The sequence below is a fragment of the Mycobacterium sp. NGS56 genome, from assembly GCF_059812425.1.
In genome coordinates this window covers 409,271-426,449 of record NZ_JCALCQ010000002.1, presented here as the reverse complement: position 1 = coordinate 426,449, position 17,179 = coordinate 409,271, and the positions used below count along the sequence as shown (strand labels likewise).

The following is a 17,179-nucleotide window of genomic DNA, read 5'->3' as shown; positions in this document are numbered from 1 at the left end:
GCACTGCAGCGCCGCGGTCAGCCGGGTGCAGAACTCGGCCTGTTGTAATTCGCCTGCCCGCACCCCCGCCAGATGTGGTCGGTCACGAATTTTCGCGTCGAGAGCGCCTCACATCAATCACCCGGGCGAGCAGACAATTGGGGTGATGACAATTCACCCCACGCGGGGGCAGCGTCATAAATCTGCCCACGAAGGCATAGGCGACCTCGCCCGGTGGGCAGCTTGGCTGCCGATTTTCTGACACCGCGGCCAGGGCCACCATTGACAAGTTATGCGTCGCCGCGTCTCCGATTAGCGGCCACGCCTACGGAAGGTGATTGCCGGGTGCCCGAGATCGATTCAAGGGGGCGCAAACAGTGTCGCCAACCCTTCTAGATGTGTCCCGATGGCAGTTCGTCATCACGATCGTCTTCCACATGACGTTCCCCGCCATCACGGTCGGCTTGTCGGTGTTCTTGACGGTCGTTTATGGTCTGCACCTTCGCACCGGTCAGGTCATTTACTTGCAGATCTTTCGGTTCTGGAAGCGAATATTCGCGGTGGGGTTCGGGCTGGGGGTGGTCAGCGGAACCGTGATCACCTTCGAGTTGGGTTTGAACTGGGGGCGTTTCGCCAGCGCCACCGGGCCCGTCTTGGGGCCGATCATCGGCATGGAGGTGGTGAGCGCGTTCTTCGTCGAAGCCGCGTTCATCGGCGTGATGCTTTATGGCGACGGTCGAGTCAAACCGCGAACGATGTTCGTGTCGTGCTGCATGGTTGCACTGGGCACGGTGTTGTCGACCCTTTGGATCCTGGCCGCCAATTCCTGGATGCAGACCCCGGCCGGTTACCGCAGGGACCACGGTCGGTTCGTGCCCGACAACTGGTGGTCGATCATCTTCAACCCGTCGTTCTCATTGCGCTTCCCGCACATGCTGTTGGCCGTGATCATCTCGGCCGCCCTGTTTGTCGGCGGAATCGCGGCCTATTACCTCATCAACCGGCGACACGACGAGTTCGCTCGGCGCACGTTTTCCATCGCGCTGGGAGTTCTTGCGCTGCTCATCCCTGTCCAGTTCTTCTACGGCGACAAAGTCAGTTTCATGGATGAAGACCACCAGTTGGCGAAGTTCGCTGCGTTCGAGGGCGATTGGGATTCGACCAACACCGGCTACAACCTGATCGTGATTCCTGACCAGCCACATCAGCGCAACCGAATGCAGATCAGCGTCCCCAAGATGGGCAGCATGATCAGCGGCGACCTGTCTGGCCACACACCGTTGCCCGGCCAACACCAGATTCCCCGGGATCGACAGCCCAATAGCTGGTCGGTGTTCTGGGGATTCCGGGTGATGTTCTACGCCGCCACTGTCATGCTGTTCGCCGCGATCACCAGCGTAGTGCTGCGGCTGCGAGGCCGGCTGTTCATCGCGCGCTGGTTTCACCGGTTGATGCTGTGGCTGACACCGCTGGGTGTCGTTGCCATCATCGGTGGGTGGGTGACGGCCGAAACGGGACGCCAGCCCTACCTCGTGTACGGGATGCTGCGCACCGATCAGGGCGTCTCCCTTATCGCCTCACCCGCGGTCCTCGCCTCGTTCTTCACTTTCCTGGTCTTGTATCTGGCGCTGTTCGGCGCCTGGATCATCTATGTGGTGCGGACGGTGCGGCGGGGACCTGACCCGCACGATCTGGAGATCGGGCCACCAGGTTCAGCGTCCATCGCCGACGATATCGCCGCCGTGGAGGCGTGATGGCCGCAACGATTTCGTTTTGCTTGGTGCTCGTGTTCTGCCTGGGCATGTACGTGGTGCTGGATGGATACGACCTCGGCATCGGGATGCTGTTCCTCACCGAACGGGACGTCAATACCCGCCGTGAACTGATCGAGGTGGTGGCGACCGCATGGGATGGCAACGAGACGTGGCTGATCCTTTTCGGGGTAACGCTTTTCGGGGGCCTACCCACCGCCTATGGCGCCGCACTGCCCGCGCTGTATGTGCCGATCGTCGTGATGCTGCTGGCGCTGGTGTTTCGCGGCGCAGCAATCGAGAGGGTATCCGACACGGTCGGCGTGCCCCGAGGGTGGGGCTTGGCGTTCGGCGTGGGATCGCTGGTTGCGGCGTTCGCACAAGGTGTAACGATCGGCGGGGCACTTAGCGGGATCGCCGTCAACGACGGTCAATTCTCCGGCGGCACTTTCGATTTCATGACCAGCTATGCCTTGCTGACGGGTGTCACCACGGTCGTGATGTACTGCGCCGCCGGCGCGGCGTACGTCCAGCTGAAGACCACCGGCAATTTGCGGGCCCGGGCTGCGTCGCTGGGCCGTCTGCTCACCCGGGCTACCGGCATCCTCACGCTCGCTTGCGCGGCACTGTTGGTGCCATTGACACCGGTGCGCATCGGTGCGGCGGGTACGGCGGCGAACGTGCTTGCCGCTATCGCCGCGGTAATGGCGCTGGCAGGTCTCACCACATCGCTGTGGGCGTTCGGCCGTCGCCCTGACGAGCGTCCCATGATCGGGATCGTTGCAGCCGAAGCATTCGGCTTGGTGGCGCTGGCATTGCTGTATTACCCGACTGCGCTGCCGCCCGGCCTCACCGTGGATCAGGCCAAGGCGCCGGCGGGCACACTGAACTTCCTGATGATCGCGTCGACCCTTAGTCTTCCGGTCTTGCTGTTTTTCAGCTGGTACGCACATCGGGTCTTCCGGGGGAAGTACCGCGAACCGTCGGCCACTGTGGCCCTGGCCGGATCGGGCCGCGTCGCCTCGACGGCGTCCTACAGTCCGGCTCAGCCTGGACGGCATCCCAGGCAGAGACCGAAAATGCTGCGCTGGGCCGCAAATCTCATGTGGATCGTTGTCGGGGTGCTGATTGCCGCAGTCAGCGTCGGGGTCTTTAGCAAAACCCCGACCGGCCTCGTCATAACCCTCGTCGCGCTGGTGTTGATCGTCATCGGCGGAGCCGTGGTGTGGTTGCGCGACGAGTTGCGGCACGCCGATGCCGAATAGCGACGCCGTGGCCGAAATCGGCCAGGCCCAACACATTCGGATGCACCAACTGGGTGCGCCGGGCCACGCCGACTTTCGCCGGGCCACCCTCGCCAAAGCGGTCGCGTCCGCTCTCTTGGTCTCACAATGGGCAACTTTCGTCGCCGTCGTCGCCGCGGCGTACCGCGGTGACGGACGAAACGGGTTATGGGCTGGGGTGGCGCTCTTTTTCGGCGTCGCGATCGCCCGGGTCGCATGCGAGACCTGGGCGCGCAGTCACGCCGACGCCGGTGGTGCGGCCGTCACCGCCGCGGTCGCCACTGCAGTCCTCGACCGAGATCTCGGCGCAAGCATGTCGGACCCGACAGCGCCGGCACACCGGGCGGTCGAGTTGGCCAGCCAGATCGGTGAGCATCATGCCCATTTCACGCCGGCACGTCGCGCCACGCCATGGTGCTGCGCGGTAATCCTGATCACCGCTGCGGTCGCGCATTGGCCGGTGGCAGTGTTGCTGGCCGCCGCAACCCCGATCATCCCCGTCAACGTGCGGATGGTCGGGCTGGCCACCCACGACGCGGCGGCACGCCAACTAGCTGCCACCAGAGCCTTGTCCGCGCGGCTGTTGGACCGTTTTCGCGGTCTGCCCACGCTCAGCACGCTAGGCGCCATACCGGCGGAGCAAAGGTCTATCACCAAAGCCGGCCGCGACCTCAACCGGGCGACCATGACCGTGCTGCGCCGCGCACTTGTGGCCGGTGCGGTGCTCGACGTGGTGATCACCCTCGGCGTCGCGATCACCGCGATCTATTGCGGCTTCACCCTGCTCGGATATGTCCACATCCCCGGCTCCGGCGCTCTGACTTTCGGACGGGCCCTGTTCGTCTTGATGCTGGCACCAGCCTATTTCGCCCCGCTACGCGACCTCGGCTCCGCCCACCATGCGCGGGAACAAGCGGTCGCCGCGGTCGCAGCACTGGCTGAATTGAGCGCGTCGAAAACGCCCATGAGAGCGAACGTGATTCGTCACGCGCCACGAGTGACGTTGGCTGGGATCTGTGTGCGATATGGCGCGGCGCCCGTTTTGGATTCCGTGGATGCGGTCATCCCGGCCGGGACCAGCGTGGTGGTGCGGGGCCGGTCCGGCGCGGGTAAATCGACACTGCTCGCCGCGGTGGGCGGGCTGATCCAACCCGCATCCGGACTGGTGCAAATCGACGGGCGGCGTCCGCAGCCCGGAGCGGCGAGCTGGATCGGGCAGCAAACCGTGATCCTGCCCGCAACGCTTGCCGACAACCTGCGGCTCGGCAGCGCCGACGCCCGCCCAGCAGCGTTGTGGGATGCTGCCGAGCGGGCCGGGTTGGGCACGTTGCTCGCTCGGCTACCAACTGGATTTGATGCCCCGATCGGTGAACGCGGCTGGGGGGTGTCGACCGGCGAGGCGCAGCGGGTGGCCATTGCACGCGCCTTGCTGCGCGACGCGGGCCTGTGGTTGCTCGACGAACCGACCGCGCACTTGGACGCCGAAAGTGAAGCGGCACTGGTCGACACGCTGGTCGAGGCGGCCCGCGGTCGTACGGTGTTGATCGCCACTCATTCGCCTGCAGTTGCCGAGATCGCCGATCAGCAATGGGAGATCGTCGATGCGGATTTGCTGGTGACCCAAGCGTGTCAATCGGTGCCGTCGTGACAGCGCTGCGGGACTACTTGGGCCTACTTGGTGGTAAGACCCTCGCTCGCCTGGCGGCCACGGCGATCCTGTCGCTGCTCGCCTCGGGCGCGACCGTCGGCTTGCTCGCGCTGTCGGGCGGATTGATTGCGAGCTGCGCGATCGCCGGTTCGGCCACTGTCTTCTCGGTCTATGCACCCAGCGGCGGTGTGCGAACATTTGCACTTACCCGAATCCTGGCGCGGTACGGCGAACGGCTCAGCGCTCACGCGATCAGTCTGGAGTGGCTGATTCGGCTGCGCCGCAGACTGTTCGTCGACCTCGCGGCGCTCCCAGTCGCCGCGCAGCGGCGGTTCGCATCCGGCGAGCTACTCGACCGCGCAATGGCCGACGGCGACGCGGTGGTCGAAGCATTGCCCGGCGCCGTACTGCCGCTTGCCGCGAACGCGGTGACGGTGGCCGTCAGCACGACCGTCGTTGCGGCGATCAACCCGCTCGCCGCAACCCTCCTCGCGGCGGGAGCCGCGGTGATCGTCGCCATGGAAACACATGTCAGCCGGCGGCAACGCCGCCTCGCCGCCGATGTTGCCCGCAGTCGCGGCGCGGCGCGCGCACAGCTGATAGCGGCAACGGTGGCGGCCAACGAACTCGTTTCACTCGGCGCAATTGCCGAAGTGCGCACCACGGTGGCGGGCCGGATCGCGTCTGCGGCCGTAAAGCGCACCGCCGCCGATCGTTTCGACCGGTGGGCCGCGGCAGCCATCTCGGTGGCCCAGGCGGCGACGATACTCGTTGTAGTGGTTGCTGTGCTCATGACACCAGAAATTTCGCTGCCGAGGGCCACGCTTCTTCTGCTGATGACCATCGCCACCGTGGATCTATTCGCAGACACGCACCGTCAGTTGCGGCAGCTGACCGGATCGGCAGCTGCGGCAACCAGGCTCGCTTTGGCTGCACCAGCAAAGGGGGAAAACCGGCCGGCGCCTTCTAACGCCGGGACGGCGGGGGTGCGCATCGATATGCCGGCCACCGGCATATCGGCGCACCCGGGCGAGACCGTCATCGTGCAAGGTCGTTCCGGATCAGGGAAAAGCACTCTGCTTCAACGTATCTCGGACCGTAGCGATGACATCTTGCTCGACGGCCAGCCATCACACGAGCTTCCTGCCCGCGCTGTCGTCCTGGTCGCAGCCGATGAGCCACTGTTCTGCGGAACCGTCGCGGAAAATCTCAGACTCGGCGACAGCGACCTGGACGACGCCGAGATGCGCCGATTGCTGGGTGATGCGGGTCTCGGCGAGCTCACGCCCGACACCGCGGTAGGCCAGGGTGGACGCGCCATGTCCGGCGGCGAGGTGCGCCGCCTCGCGGTATTACGTGCCCTGGTGGCCCGGCCCCGCCTGCTGCTGCTCGACGAACCGACAGAGGGTCTGGACGCATCCACCGCACAACGAATGCTTGGCCTGATACGAGAAGAGCTGCCGCACGCCACGGTGATCGCCGCGATACACGACCGCCACCGCTCGCACCTTGCGGGTGCCGCGCATCGTGTCGTCGAGGTTGGATGACCGGACCGAGTTAACCCCGCTACCCCACCGCCAGCTAGGACTGGCCCTTCATGGAAGTTGTTCATCAAGAGCACATTCGACGAGGCGATGCGGCCTGAGCAGGTCGTCTGCGTTCCAGGCCGCAGTCGTCTGCAGAACCGGGGCGTCCGCGGCCCGATGCTGACCGGGCGGCGAGCGGCGAGCGTACCGGCCGAGTTCACCCGGGTGAATTGCGCGCGTGGATGAGGACAACTCACCCGCTGCGTAGCGATAGTGGTCGCTGACCTGAGCCGCGGCCGCAAACCGCCTGGGTCACCGTCTCGGCGCCGAACCCCTCCGCCAAGGAAGGCAGTGTGAGTTCGGCAGCGGCGATGCGGTGAAACGACACACGCAGAACGGAGACAGCAATGTCACAGAATGAGGCCACCGTTATGAGGACTGATGGCCCCGGAAAGTCTTTACCGACCGGCATCGCGCCCCTGGTCGCGCGGTATGGTCTGGTGATAGTCCTGGCCTGGTTCGGCGCCATGAAGTTCACTTACTATGAATCCCACGGTATTTCACATTGGGTGGCCAATAGCCCATTCATGAGTTGGATGTACCACATCATATCCATCGACGCCTTCGGTCGATTGAACGGATCGATAGAATTGATTACCGCAGGACTGCTAGCCGTCAAGCCGTGGTACCCGAAGGCGTCCGTGGTGGGCGGCATATTCGCCTCGCTATTCTTCGTGACCACGCTGAGCTTCATGATCACGACGCCCGGCACCGGCGAGGCGTCTGCTGGGGGTTTTCCCATTTTGTCCGCCGACGGGGAATTCTTGATGAAAGACATTGCGCTCCTCGGCTTGGCGCTGTGGCTGCTGGCGGACGCGATTGACGCAACCCGCAGACAGGCGAGGCTCGCCGAAAAGTACTGAGGCAAGATGTCCTGATCGCCAAGTGTTGCGTCGATATCCTCCGCGCCAACACCCCCGGCTCCGGTCGCCGCAGCTATGAGATGGTCACGATCCCGATCCGATTGGACACGCTCAGCGGCGATCCGGCGGTCGTGATCCGCGCCATCGGCATCGTCAAGCGCACCGAGCTATTGGTGGCCATGGGGTTTGAGGTCGCTGACCGATTCAAACAGCGCACCTCGGTGTTTCATCACGATTTCGGGGGTGTCTGCCTCACCGCAGAATCACCGGTGGCCACGAGGCGATTGCCGCTGTGCCGCTTCCGCTCCGAGGAATGGTAGGTATCAGCAGCGTCCCTTCCGCGCAGTGGAAGTGACGCACCGCGCTTCTAGTTTCATGTGTTGCATTCAGCCGGGGGTGGGCGCCGGTTGTGCGCGATCCCGAATCGTCTCGTCTGGGAAGGCATCACGGTAATTCACCCGGGCTAACAGGCGGTGGGGGTGATGACGATTCACCCGACGCGGGCGCAGTCTCATGGAAAGAGATGTCGTCGGGCTGAGGACCACGTCACAGCTGTAGCGCAGCGGTCCAGCAGTCGCCTAGGCAAACCGGGAAGGGAACCAGGACATGCCCACAGGCTTCGAAATTAATATGGTGCTCGGTAGCGCCTTGAACTCCTCAGGTCCGTGTGGTCATGCTCAGCGCGGTGTCGCCGAATCGATCGACGTCGCGGTTACCGGCGCCTATCCGAGCAACCCAAGGGCGCGCCGCGCAGACCGGTGGCTTCTGACATGAAACGTGCCATTGCGCGATTGGGGTCATCGACCACGCTGAACTTCGCGAGTCGTGGTTCGCTGGCGCAATCGCGCGCAACGACTGACTCGCCGATCATCTCGGACGACGACATGGCATGGTTACTGGTCGACGCGGCGCCTTCGTGTCTGACCGGTTACGAACGCACGAATGTGTTCGTCGAATTAGGCTGCGGGGAGAGTTTTCTCGCGATAAAGCGTATCCTCACCGCCATCCTGTCTAACCAAATGACAATGCCGGTGACGATACTCTCAAAGCTGACCTGCTGGCTGAATGGCTATGCCGGTAGCCCAGAGGAGGCGCGGCTGCGCATGACGCTTGCCGTCATTCGTCTGCAGCAGTCCGAGGCGGTTTAGGTGGGCACGGCCGGAGGCATCGACCTCGCGAGTTCGACCCCACTGTCCCGGCGCGCAAATCACTGCGAAGACTCAACGGGCAAGCGCCGCTATGTAAGTGGGACAAATAGGCCGGTTCAATCACAAGAGCCCGTCCGACCCGACGCATTCGAAAGGGATGGCGATGACTGAGGCTTACGTTTTGGGGGGTGTGCGAACCCCGTTTACCCGCTATGGCGGCACACTGTCGGGTATTCGCGCCGACGACTTGTTGGGTATGACTATGAAGGGCGCCTGCGACCGACTGGGTGTGCCGCTCGGCGCCGTCGAAGACATCGTGGCGGGTTGTGTGAATCCCGCTCACGAGGGCATGGGCGACGTCGCCCGGTGGGCAGCGCTGGCTGCCGGTTTTCCTGACACCGCGGCTGGGGTCACCGTGAACAGGTTTTGCGGATCTTCACTCACCGCGGCGGTGACCATCAGCCACGCGATCAAGGCCGGAGACCTTGGCCTGGGCATTGCCTGTGGAGTCGAGTCGATGTCTCGCTCGGGGTGGGCGTTGATGAAAGGCGACGCCGCGTTCAGTCCGCGGGGCCCGGTCCTCATGCTCGACACCATGTGGAGCGGGGCCGGCGGGCCGCCCAACCCGGTGTTGCTGGCCCGCAACGCTTACATCAGCATGATCGAGACCGCGCAAAATGTCGCCGACCGCTACTCACTGAGCCGCGAGGAGATTGACGCCTTCGCATTGCGATCCCAGCAGCGGGCTAAGGCCGCCCGCGATCGAGGACGGCTAGCCAAAGAGATTATCCCCGTGACGATCCCGGCGACGAAAAAGACACCTGCCCGGCGGGCAGAACATGATGAGTTCATCCGCGATGACACCACCGCCGCGGCGCTGGCGGCGTTGCCCGCCCAGCCCGGGACTACCCAGATGACGGCGGCCAACTCCTCGCCTTTGAGCGATGGTGCCAGTGCCGTGGTCATCGCTTCCGGTGAACGAGCCAGCGAACTCGGCGTCAAACCGTTGGCCCGAGTGGTGTCGAGCGCGGTCTATGGCATCGACCCCCTGATTATGGGCGTAGCCCCTGCATGGGCGATCCCTGCTGCGATCCGCCGGGCAGGACTTAACCCCGAGCAGATCGACGTGTGGGAAGTCCACGAGGCCTTCAGCGCCCAGGCGCTGGGCGTGCTGCGGGAACTGCCAAACCAGCTGGACGGTTTCGTGGTGCCCGATGACAAGTTGACACCCAATGGTGGCGCGGTCGCGATCGGACATCCCTTCGGAGCCACAGGAACTCGTTATTTGTTGACGCTGGCGACCGAGCTGCGTGAAAGGGACGCCCAATATGGGGTTATTGGGATCTGCATCGGCTCCGGCCAGGCAGTAGCAGTGGTTTTGGAAAATGTCGGCGCACAATAGGAGACGTATGCTCGGACACGGCCCGAGATTTTGACTGTGGACCATTTCGACATCGCCATCATCGGCACCGGGTCTGGCAACACCATCCTCGACGAGCGCTATGCTGACAAACGCATCGCGATATGCGAGCAGGGCGTGTTCGGCGGCACCTGCATCAACGTCGGCTGCATCCCGACGAAGATGTTCGCCTATGCCGCTGATGTGGCGCAATCCGCCAGAGATTCACCACGATTCGGTGTTGATGCGCGCGTCGACGGTGTCCGCTGGAGTGAGATCGTCTCGCGAGTATTCGGCCGCATCGACCCACTGGTGATGAGTGGCGAGCAATACCGGCGTTGTTCGCCCAACGTAAAGATGTTCACGAGCCACACTCGGTTTGCCCCGACCATGGACAACGGTCGCCACAAGCTCCGCACCGATGACGGAGACGAATTTTCCGCCGACCAGGTTGTGATCGCCGCGGGCGCCCGCGCCACCGTTCCGGACGCCATCGCCAGGTCCGGGTTGCAGTATCACACCAGCAACACGATCATGCGCGTCGCGAACCTGCCCGAACACCTAGTGATCGTTGGCGGCGGTTTCATCGCGACTGAGTTCGCGCACATCTTCTCGGAACTGGGGTCGCGAGTCACGCTGGTCATTCGTGGTGGCACGCTACTCAGCCAGTGCGACGACGCCCTGTGCGCGCGCTTTACCGATATCGCCGGCAAGAATTGGAGTATCCGGAGCCGCCGCAACGTGGTCGGCGGCACCCAAGACGACTTCGGGATGACCCTGGATCTTGACGATGGTTCGCGGCTTCAGGCTGACGCCTTGCTGGTATCGACCGGGCGGATCCCCAACGGCGACTTGCTCAATGCCGAAGTGGCCGGGGTGAAGGTCATCGACGGGCGGGTGATGGTGGATGAATATCAACGCACTACGGCCCGTGGCATATACGCACTGGGCGATGTGAGTTCGCGATACCAGCTAAAGCACGTAGCCAACCATGAGGCCCGCGTGGTCAAGCACAACCTGCTGGCCGACTGGGACGACACCGCTACGCTCATGCGGGCCGATCACCGTCACGTGCCGTCGGCGGTGTTCACCGACCCGCAGATCGCGATGGTTGGGCTCACTGAAAAGGCCGCCCGCGCGGGCGGTTACAACGTCAGGTCGAAGGTGCAAGATTACGCAGACGTCGCCTATGGATGGGCGTTGGAAGACACGATCGGCTTCGCCAAAATCGTCGTCGACGATGACACCGGGCAGATCCTCGGTGCCCATATCATGGGCCACCAAGCCGCGCTACTGATCCAGCCCCTGATCCAAGGGATGCGCTTCGGCCTAACCGCCCAAGACATGGCACGCGGTCAATACTGGATCCACCCGTCTCTATCTGAGCTCATTGAGAATGCGCTGCTGGCGGTATGCGGCGAGCCGCCTTGGCCACCCCGCTCCGACACTGACAATGTCTCACCGGCCCCGAGCCACCGGCTGCCGGCGCGACGATCGTAAGGTCCGCGGTTTTGGCAACGGTCGGAAACGACCCATTTCAGTTGTGCCGCAGCTGAAACGCGGGTCGCCCGCAGACATGGGTTGCTGGTACATGGGCGGCCATTCGCCTCGGCCACACCCCTCGTTGTTTTCACCCGGGTGAATCGGTCTCGAGGGTGATGCCATGTCACCCGGCCCGGCAGCACGCTCATAGTCGATCAGCGTTGCGGTTCCTTTCGTGCACGGGTCCCCATCAAAGCTGCCGTGTCTCGCCGATGGGTTCGCGGGACACCATGGCCAAACCACGACCGCGTCGGACAAAGAAGAGGCACTAACCGGTGAACCCCAGAACAGCACTGCTACTTTGCAATAGACAGTCGGCGCGGCATCGTTTCAGCAGTCGGGTCTCCGTGCACGTCGACGCCGAGGCCCAAGCTCGATCATTACTCAAATTCGATCAGGCACCGATCTCGCTCGGCTTGTACCCGTTGATCCGCGACCGCCATCGCCGCATCGTCCTCACTGGTATGGGCGCCTCGCATTTTGCCGCCCTGCCCAGCTGGCGACGGCTCGTTGCCGCCGGCAAATCCGCGTGGTGGGTCGATACGGAGACTCTTCTGGATAATCCGCAACTCGTCACCTCCGACTCGTTGCTGATCGCCACGTCACGGTCGGGCTCGGGCAGGCATGCACTCGCGTTGACCAGTCGGCTCGGCCGGACCATGAAACCGGCAGCGATGGTCGCGATCACCGACGACCCGGCCAGTCCCCTCGCCGCGGTTGCCGACTGTGAAGTTCTGCTGCGTAGCGAGGCATCGCGCAGCCCGACAGGATTTCTGAACGCGCTGATAGTCCATGAATATGTCGCCTCGATGATTCTCAACCAAGACAATGACGATGTCTCTGGTACCGCCCGCGTTGTCGCTACCGCGACGTTGCCCGCCGAACTTCGCGAAGTGGCCGCTGATGTCGCGGCCCAGCACGAGTCACGGTTGGCTTACGCCGGGTGCGACGGGCACGCCGCCGCTGCTCTATACGCAGCGTTGCTCACAACCGAGGCGACTGAGATCGCCGCCGAAGCCCACATCACCGGACAACATCGACGCGACCTCGTGCGGCGGGCAAATGAACAGCTGACGGCTGTCCTTTTCGGTTGCCACAGCCACCCCAACGCGGCCTTGCACGCGCTGGCCGATGATCTGATGGCAGCGGGATCGAACGTGGTCGTGCTCGGGGGTGCCGGCATCCCCGGCTCGACCCATATCCCCAGTCCCACACGCGACGTCGGCGCTGAAGTCGCTCACAACGTTATGGTCATCGAGCACTTTGTGTCGGCCTTGGCCGGTTGAGTCGGCAAAGCGTTGATGGGGTCCGCGGGCCGGGTGCGTGATGTCATCGTCGTCGGGTCAGGCCCCGCCGGCTACACCGCGGCGATTTACACCGCGCGAGCCGGACTGGACACCCTGGTCGTGGAGGGCGAGGTGCCCGGCGGTGCGCTGATGGCCGCCGGACCGGTGAACAACTACCCCGGTGTCGGCCCGTGCGTGTGCGGACCCGCGCTGGCGGCTGCGATGCGCGACCAGGCACAGCGCTTCGGAGCCGAGCTTCACCCAGGCGAAGTAGACCGATTCGATCTCCACGGCGAATTCAAGACCATCGCCATACGCGACGACCTGCACCATGCTCGCGCCCTGGTGCTCGCGATGGGCTCGGCCGGCCGGCCGCTCAATGTGCCCGGCGAGCGTGAGTTCTTCGGCCGCGGCCTTAGCAGCAGCGCAAAACTCGACGGTGCGCAGTTCACCGGCTCCGAGGTCGCCGTCATCGGTGGCGGCGACGCCGCTGTCGAAGAGGCGCTCTATGTTGCATCGCGCGCCCACCGCGTGACCCTCGTCCATCACCGCCCCCGGTTACGGGCGTCGGCCATCGCCGTCGCGCGGCTTCGCGCTCATCTGAATGTCACGATCCTGACGTCCACTGAAGTGCTTGCCGTGCACGGCAAACACCATGTCACCGGGCTGCGGTTGCGCAACACGCAGCGCGCCGTCGACTACGACATCGACATCGCCGCGGTGTTCGTCGCCGTCGGACAAATCCCCCGCTCTGGCCTATTGAAGGGAGACGTCGAACTCGACACCCGCGGCTATGTGCGAATCCGCGACGGTACCAACCACACCTCGGTGGACGGCGTATTCGCCGCCGGGGACCTGATCGACCGACGCTACCGCCAAGCGATCACCGCCGCGGCCACCGGCTGCGCGGCCGCACTCGACGTCCAGCGCTGGATCAGTGAGTCACAACCTCGCACCACACCGCAGTAAAATCAGGGGTCTGCACAGCGTCATGCCAGCTGCCACGCATCCGGACAGCTTAGCCATCACCAATCTCGACCCTGATGCACTTGCCCCGTCGAACTGCTTGCGCACCAAATCTATTCAGCTCAACGAACTAAGAAGCTCGCGACATGCCTTCTCGCAGCGGCGGCACACGCCGGCGCAAATGCGGCAGTGCTCATGATTCGTTGAATGCAGATCGCACTCGTCAGCGCATGCCTTGCAAGTAACCGCGCATGCCTCCAGCACCCCACGGGTGACGTTTAGATCGTATTCGGTACGACGAGACAGTACACGGCTGGTGGTCACGCACACGTCAGCACAGTCGAGGTTTGTGCGAATGCATTTCGTGAGGTGTGCGACCCGTTCTTCGGCAAGGTCGGCGTCCGAGCACGCCGTGCAGGCTTGGGCGCACTCGATGCAGGTTTCGATACATCGGATCAGCTTCGCCCTGTCAATGCGACCAAGCCCCGCGGGGTAGGTCTCCAGCATGCTGGTCACGGTGCCCATAAAACCCTGCCCCAATCTGGCTGAAACCGACAATATCTGTGGCGTAGATCAACAGCGTTGACTGGGACACTCAACCCAGTACTCCCGGGTGACTGTCGCACCAACACATCTGGGATGTTGTCTTCAAACATGTCAACTCGCTTGTGCGAACCAGCGCTAACACCGCATTACACGCTCAACGCGAAATCACTACGCTATAAAACTAATTCGAGAACGACCCCGATCACGTTCTCCCATCCGTTTGCAGGATCGAGATCGCGCCTTTGGCTTCGAAGATCGCCAGGTGAATACGATCAGCGCCTTCGTGTCCGTGCTGCCGCAGCACGGCCTCGAGGTCGGCAATGGTAAGTCCGCATCGACGCAAGTTTCGCCCGTCGACCGTTCCGTTGCGGATCAGCACTTTCAGCGGCGGATCTATGAAACGTCGAATCCCCGGAATGAAGCGCAATCTCGCTAGTACGGCGTGGGCGGCAAGAAGGCAGATGAGCCCCACCGTTGCGCTGAGCCACGAGGTATCGCTGGCGGTAGCAGCCCGACCGACGATTGCTCCGGCGGCGACGGCAGCGATCCAGTCGAAAGGAGCGAATTCGGCGAGTGTGCGGCGCTCCATGAAGCGAAACAGGATCGCTGCCGTGAGGAACAGCGCCGAAGTTTTGATGCCGGCATCGATGGCACCGGGTGCATCACCGATCAGGGCATGCAATATTCGGTCCACGTCTGCCTCCGTTTGAGGTGTGAGTCATCCACCTTTTTCGGCCTTTGGCCGCCGGGCCGGTCGGCGGCATTGCCGGCTTCGCGACCTAATATCAGTGTCTAGCTGGATCCGACGACGGCCACGACCTCGATCTCGACGCGTTGGTCGGGCAGTGCTAAGGCCTTGACGCCCACCGCGGTCCACAGCGGCAGACTTTCGTCGAACCGCTTGCGAAACTGGTCCACCATGACCGCCATGTGTTCATCACCAATGGAATCGCCGGCCGTCGGCACGTGGTAGGAGTGGATGTTGACGACGTCGCTCCAGCTGGCGCCCGCCTCAGCCAGGGTCTTCTCGACGTTGTCGCACGCCTTGACGATCTCCTCCTCCAAGGACGTGGCCGACAAGGTGAAGTCCGCATCCCAACCGCCTTGCCCAGAGATCTCGATGCGATCTCCGATGCGCAGAGCTTGCCTGTACTGGTTACGAGTGCGGGCGATCTCGCCGTATCCCGGTGTGTCGAAGAATTCGGGCTTGGCCATCGGTTTTCCTCTCGTCATTGATTGTTGGAGCGATGGTTGTTGCGACTGATGCGCTGTCCGTGCAGCGCGATCGGTCCGGGTGCAGGTCGCCGACTCAGATCAACGACCACTATCGGCGCGCAAGGGGTGAGATGTCGTCATCCGGACGTGCAATTCACCCGGGTGAGAGACGAACGAGAAGACGGATCTGCGGTGCAGATTCTCGACCGTACGCGCGTGGCGAGCCGGCATGCGTGGTCGACTCCCCGAGATGCAGCAATCCTTTTCGTCCCGACTCGTCAGTTCTCGTCGCCTCCGGATGTGGTTGGGCTTTCGTCCCGGATGGCTGCGGTGGCCGCCGCGTCCTCCACCATGACCTGATTGGCGGCGCGTAATACAACGCGCACGTCGCCGGCGGGTATGACCGCGGCGCCGGAGGCGTCGGCGAAGACGTAATCCCCGGGCCGGACAGCCACCCCGGCGACCACGACCGGCCGGTTCACCTCGTACGGCGTGACGACGTCGCCGCCCCATCGGGTTGTTTCGCCCCGGCAATAGATGGCGAGGTCGTAGAGTCCGAGCTCGGCGAAGTCGCGCAATCGCCCGTCGGCGAGAATGCCCGCGAGCCGATGGTTTTGAACACGCGACAGCTTTGTCGCACCGCCCAGTGATGCATCGGTGTAGCCGTTGCTGGCCAGGACGAGGACCCGTCCGACGGCGCCGCCTTCGATGGCGTGGTAGAACAGGCTCTTGAAGTTGTAGCGCTCGGGCGGGAGAGCGGCCCGGCAGGCCGGGAAGTAGGACATGGTCACGGCGGGACCGAAGAGCCGGCGACCGGGCGTCGGACTCACCAAATCGAGCAGATGGCACCGATGCCGGTGCCGCCGCCCCATGGCGTCCACGATGTCGGCGGTTCGCACGCGGCTGGCGAGTGCGGCCAGGGACTCCATCAGCGTGCTGGGATCGCGACACGCCAGGACTGGGCGCCGCCGAAGTCGAGCCACACGTCGGTGGGCGTCTGCACCAGCCGGGCCAGGACGTCCCCGCAGCCCGGGCAGCGCACCACGATGCCGGGCCCGCGCTGATAGACATGACTCTCGGCGAAGGCCCCGACGCGACAACATGTCCCGCAGGTCAATGTCGCGGTGGTGACATCGAATCCCAACACTTCCGCGAAGGCGCCCGCGGCCGCATTACCGTCGACGTGCGTTGGCTCGGTCATCATTCCTCGTTCCTGGACTAGTGGCTCGGCCCGAAGCGCTCGGTCCGGATGGCTGACGGCCGATGCCCCTGCGCGATGAGCTTCGCGGTTGCCGACTCGACGAATCCCGTTGGTCCGCAGACATAAACGCGCGTGCCGCCATCGGGGGTCCACCCGGTCGGTGCGAGGTCGCCGGAGCGGACCCGGCCGGGCGGCCGAGCGGTCTCTGGCGCGGCCGTGCGGGTGTAGACCAGCGCGGTCTGCAGCCAACCACATTCGCGCTCGAGCCGGTCCAGCTCTTGGGCGTAGTACACGTCGGCGGGGCTGCGCACCGAATAAACCAGCCGAGTTTCGGCGGTGCCGGCCACTACCCGCTCTCGCAGCATAGCCATCAACGGCACGATTCCCGATCCGCCACCGACGAGCAGAACCCGACACTGCTCGTCGGGCCGCCAGACGAACCAGCCGCCGATGGGTCCGCGAAGTTCGATCTCGTCGCCGGCGGAAAGCCCGACAAGATAGGGCGAAACCTCTCCGTCGTCGATCCGCTGCACGGTGAGTTCGATGCGCTCACCGTTGACCGGCCTGCTCAGTGAGTAGCTGCGCTGCGCGGTGTACCCGTCCTCTGCCGTCAGCTTGAGATCAACGTGCTGGCCCGCCAAGTGGCCGCTCCAGCCTGGCACGGTCAGCCCGATCGTTTGCGCCGACTCGGTCTCGGGTTCAGAGTCCACCACACGCGCGACTCGCCAGCGCAGCCTCGGCCAAGCGTGGACGTCCATGAACGTCG

At 64.0% G+C, this 17,179-nt stretch carries 17 protein-coding genes; 11 read left to right on the top strand and 6 right to left on the bottom strand.

The window, feature by feature from the left end; all coding sequences use genetic code 11:
• Positions 1-377: 377 nt before the first annotated feature.
• From AC5Y4F_RS09340 to AC5Y4F_RS09290, 11 genes are all read left to right on the top strand, one after another.
• Positions 378-1,733 carry a cytochrome ubiquinol oxidase subunit I gene (locus AC5Y4F_RS09340; RefSeq protein ID WP_197520481.1) on the top strand — a complete coding sequence of 452 codons (1,356 nt, stop codon included), beginning with the start codon at positions 378-380 and terminating at the stop codon, positions 1,731-1,733.
• Positions 1,733-2,995, top strand: coding sequence for a cytochrome d ubiquinol oxidase subunit II (cydB, locus tag AC5Y4F_RS09335; protein WP_067931914.1), 1,263 nt, complete (start codon positions 1,733-1,735; stop codon positions 2,993-2,995). The genes AC5Y4F_RS09340 and cydB overlap by 1 nt, the downstream gene beginning before the upstream one ends.
• Entirely contained in the window at positions 2,985-4,661 is a 1,677-nt protein-coding gene (locus AC5Y4F_RS09330) for an ABC transporter ATP-binding protein/permease (protein ID WP_067931911.1), read from the top strand. The genes cydB and AC5Y4F_RS09330 overlap by 11 nt, the downstream gene beginning before the upstream one ends.
• Positions 4,658-6,208, top strand: a complete 1,551-nt coding sequence (locus AC5Y4F_RS09325; protein WP_197520480.1) for an ATP-binding cassette domain-containing protein — start codon at positions 4,658-4,660, stop codon at positions 6,206-6,208. The genes AC5Y4F_RS09330 and AC5Y4F_RS09325 overlap by 4 nt, the downstream gene beginning before the upstream one ends.
• 386 nt (positions 6,209-6,594) lie before the next feature.
• Positions 6,595-7,110 carry a YkgB family protein gene (locus tag AC5Y4F_RS09320; RefSeq protein WP_067931907.1) on the top strand — a complete coding sequence of 172 codons (516 nt, stop codon included), beginning with the start codon at positions 6,595-6,597 and terminating at the stop codon, positions 7,108-7,110.
• 80 nt (positions 7,111-7,190) lie between these two features.
• On the top strand, positions 7,191-7,430 hold the full coding sequence (locus AC5Y4F_RS09315; protein ID WP_067931906.1) for a hypothetical protein: 240 nt from the start codon (positions 7,191-7,193) through the stop codon (positions 7,428-7,430).
• Positions 7,431-7,880: 450 nt separating this feature from the next.
• A complete protein-coding gene (locus AC5Y4F_RS09310; RefSeq protein ID WP_231986293.1) occupies positions 7,881-8,258 on the top strand; it encodes a tryptophanase in 378 nt (125 codons plus the stop codon).
• Between the two features lie 163 nt (positions 8,259-8,421).
• Positions 8,422-9,660, top strand: a complete 1,239-nt coding sequence (locus AC5Y4F_RS09305) for a thiolase family protein (RefSeq protein WP_067931935.1) — start codon at positions 8,422-8,424, stop codon at positions 9,658-9,660.
• Between the two features lie 36 nt (positions 9,661-9,696).
• The gene (gene mtr / locus AC5Y4F_RS09300) at positions 9,697-11,157 is read left to right on the top strand and encodes a mycothione reductase (protein WP_067931904.1); all 1,461 of its coding nucleotides are present in this window, start codon (positions 9,697-9,699) and stop codon (positions 11,155-11,157) included.
• A 389-nt stretch (positions 11,158-11,546) separates the two neighbouring features.
• The gene (locus AC5Y4F_RS09295; RefSeq protein ID WP_067931901.1) at positions 11,547-12,485 is read left to right on the top strand and encodes an SIS domain-containing protein; all 939 of its coding nucleotides are present in this window, start codon (positions 11,547-11,549) and stop codon (positions 12,483-12,485) included.
• Positions 12,486-12,500: 15 nt separating this feature from the next.
• Positions 12,501-13,454, top strand: coding sequence for an NAD(P)/FAD-dependent oxidoreductase (locus tag AC5Y4F_RS09290; protein WP_067931899.1), 954 nt, complete (start codon positions 12,501-12,503; stop codon positions 13,452-13,454).
• Between the two features lie 114 nt (positions 13,455-13,568).
• Here the strand turns inward: AC5Y4F_RS09290 and AC5Y4F_RS09285 are convergent, their stop codons facing one another.
• From AC5Y4F_RS09285 to AC5Y4F_RS09260, 6 genes are all read right to left on the bottom strand, one after another.
• Positions 13,569-13,976 carry a four-helix bundle copper-binding protein gene (locus AC5Y4F_RS09285; protein ID WP_499996159.1) on the bottom strand — a complete coding sequence of 136 codons (408 nt, stop codon included), beginning with the start codon at positions 13,974-13,976 and terminating at the stop codon, positions 13,569-13,571.
• Positions 13,977-14,199: 223 nt separating this feature from the next.
• Positions 14,200-14,691 (bottom strand): DUF421 domain-containing protein, encoded by a 492-nt coding sequence (locus tag AC5Y4F_RS09280; protein WP_067931897.1) that lies wholly within the window; start codon positions 14,689-14,691, stop codon positions 14,200-14,202.
• A 98-nt stretch (positions 14,692-14,789) separates the two neighbouring features.
• Positions 14,790-15,212 (bottom strand): Rid family hydrolase, encoded by a 423-nt coding sequence (locus AC5Y4F_RS09275; protein WP_499996156.1) that lies wholly within the window; start codon positions 15,210-15,212, stop codon positions 14,790-14,792.
• A gap of 278 nt (positions 15,213-15,490) precedes the next feature.
• Complete coding sequence (locus AC5Y4F_RS09270; RefSeq protein WP_067931893.1) at positions 15,491-16,141, bottom strand: RraA family protein; 651 nt, start codon at positions 16,139-16,141, stop codon at positions 15,491-15,493.
• A complete protein-coding gene (locus AC5Y4F_RS09265) occupies positions 16,141-16,416 on the bottom strand; it encodes a DUF6510 family protein (protein ID WP_082947492.1) in 276 nt (91 codons plus the stop codon). The genes AC5Y4F_RS09270 and AC5Y4F_RS09265 overlap by 1 nt, the downstream gene beginning before the upstream one ends.
• Positions 16,417-16,430: 14 nt before the next feature.
• Entirely contained in the window at positions 16,431-17,171 is a 741-nt protein-coding gene (locus AC5Y4F_RS09260) for a ferredoxin reductase (protein ID WP_499996148.1), read from the bottom strand.
• Positions 17,172-17,179 lie beyond the last annotated feature (8 nt).

Bases quoted from the DNA above. Each gene is read 5' to 3' on its own strand.
- cydB (WP_067931914.1), top strand. From the start codon at position 1,733: ATGGCCGCAACGATTTCGTTTTGCTTGGTGCTCGTGTTCTGCCTGGGC.
- AC5Y4F_RS09330 (WP_067931911.1), top strand. From the start codon at position 2,985: ATGCCGAATAGCGACGCCGTGGCCGAAATCGGCCAGGCCCAACACATT.
- AC5Y4F_RS09320 (WP_067931907.1), top strand. From the start codon at position 6,595: ATGTCACAGAATGAGGCCACCGTTATGAGGACTGATGGCCCCGGAAAG.
- AC5Y4F_RS09315 (WP_067931906.1), top strand. From the start codon at position 7,191: ATGGTCACGATCCCGATCCGATTGGACACGCTCAGCGGCGATCCGGCG.
- AC5Y4F_RS09310 (WP_231986293.1), top strand. From the start codon at position 7,881: ATGAAACGTGCCATTGCGCGATTGGGGTCATCGACCACGCTGAACTTC.
- AC5Y4F_RS09305 (WP_067931935.1), top strand. From the start codon at position 8,422: ATGACTGAGGCTTACGTTTTGGGGGGTGTGCGAACCCCGTTTACCCGC.
- AC5Y4F_RS09290 (WP_067931899.1), top strand. From the start codon at position 12,501: ATGGGGTCCGCGGGCCGGGTGCGTGATGTCATCGTCGTCGGGTCAGGC.
- AC5Y4F_RS09285 (WP_499996159.1), bottom strand. From the start codon at position 13,976: ATGGGCACCGTGACCAGCATGCTGGAGACCTACCCCGCGGGGCTTGGT.
- AC5Y4F_RS09275 (WP_499996156.1), bottom strand. From the start codon at position 15,212: ATGGCCAAGCCCGAATTCTTCGACACACCGGGATACGGCGAGATCGCC.
- AC5Y4F_RS09270 (WP_067931893.1), bottom strand. From the start codon at position 16,141: ATGGAGTCCCTGGCCGCACTCGCCAGCCGCGTGCGAACCGCCGACATC.
- AC5Y4F_RS09265 (WP_082947492.1), bottom strand. From the start codon at position 16,416: ATGATGACCGAGCCAACGCACGTCGACGGTAATGCGGCCGCGGGCGCC.
- AC5Y4F_RS09260 (WP_499996148.1), bottom strand. From the start codon at position 17,171: ATGGACGTCCACGCTTGGCCGAGGCTGCGCTGGCGAGTCGCGCGTGTG.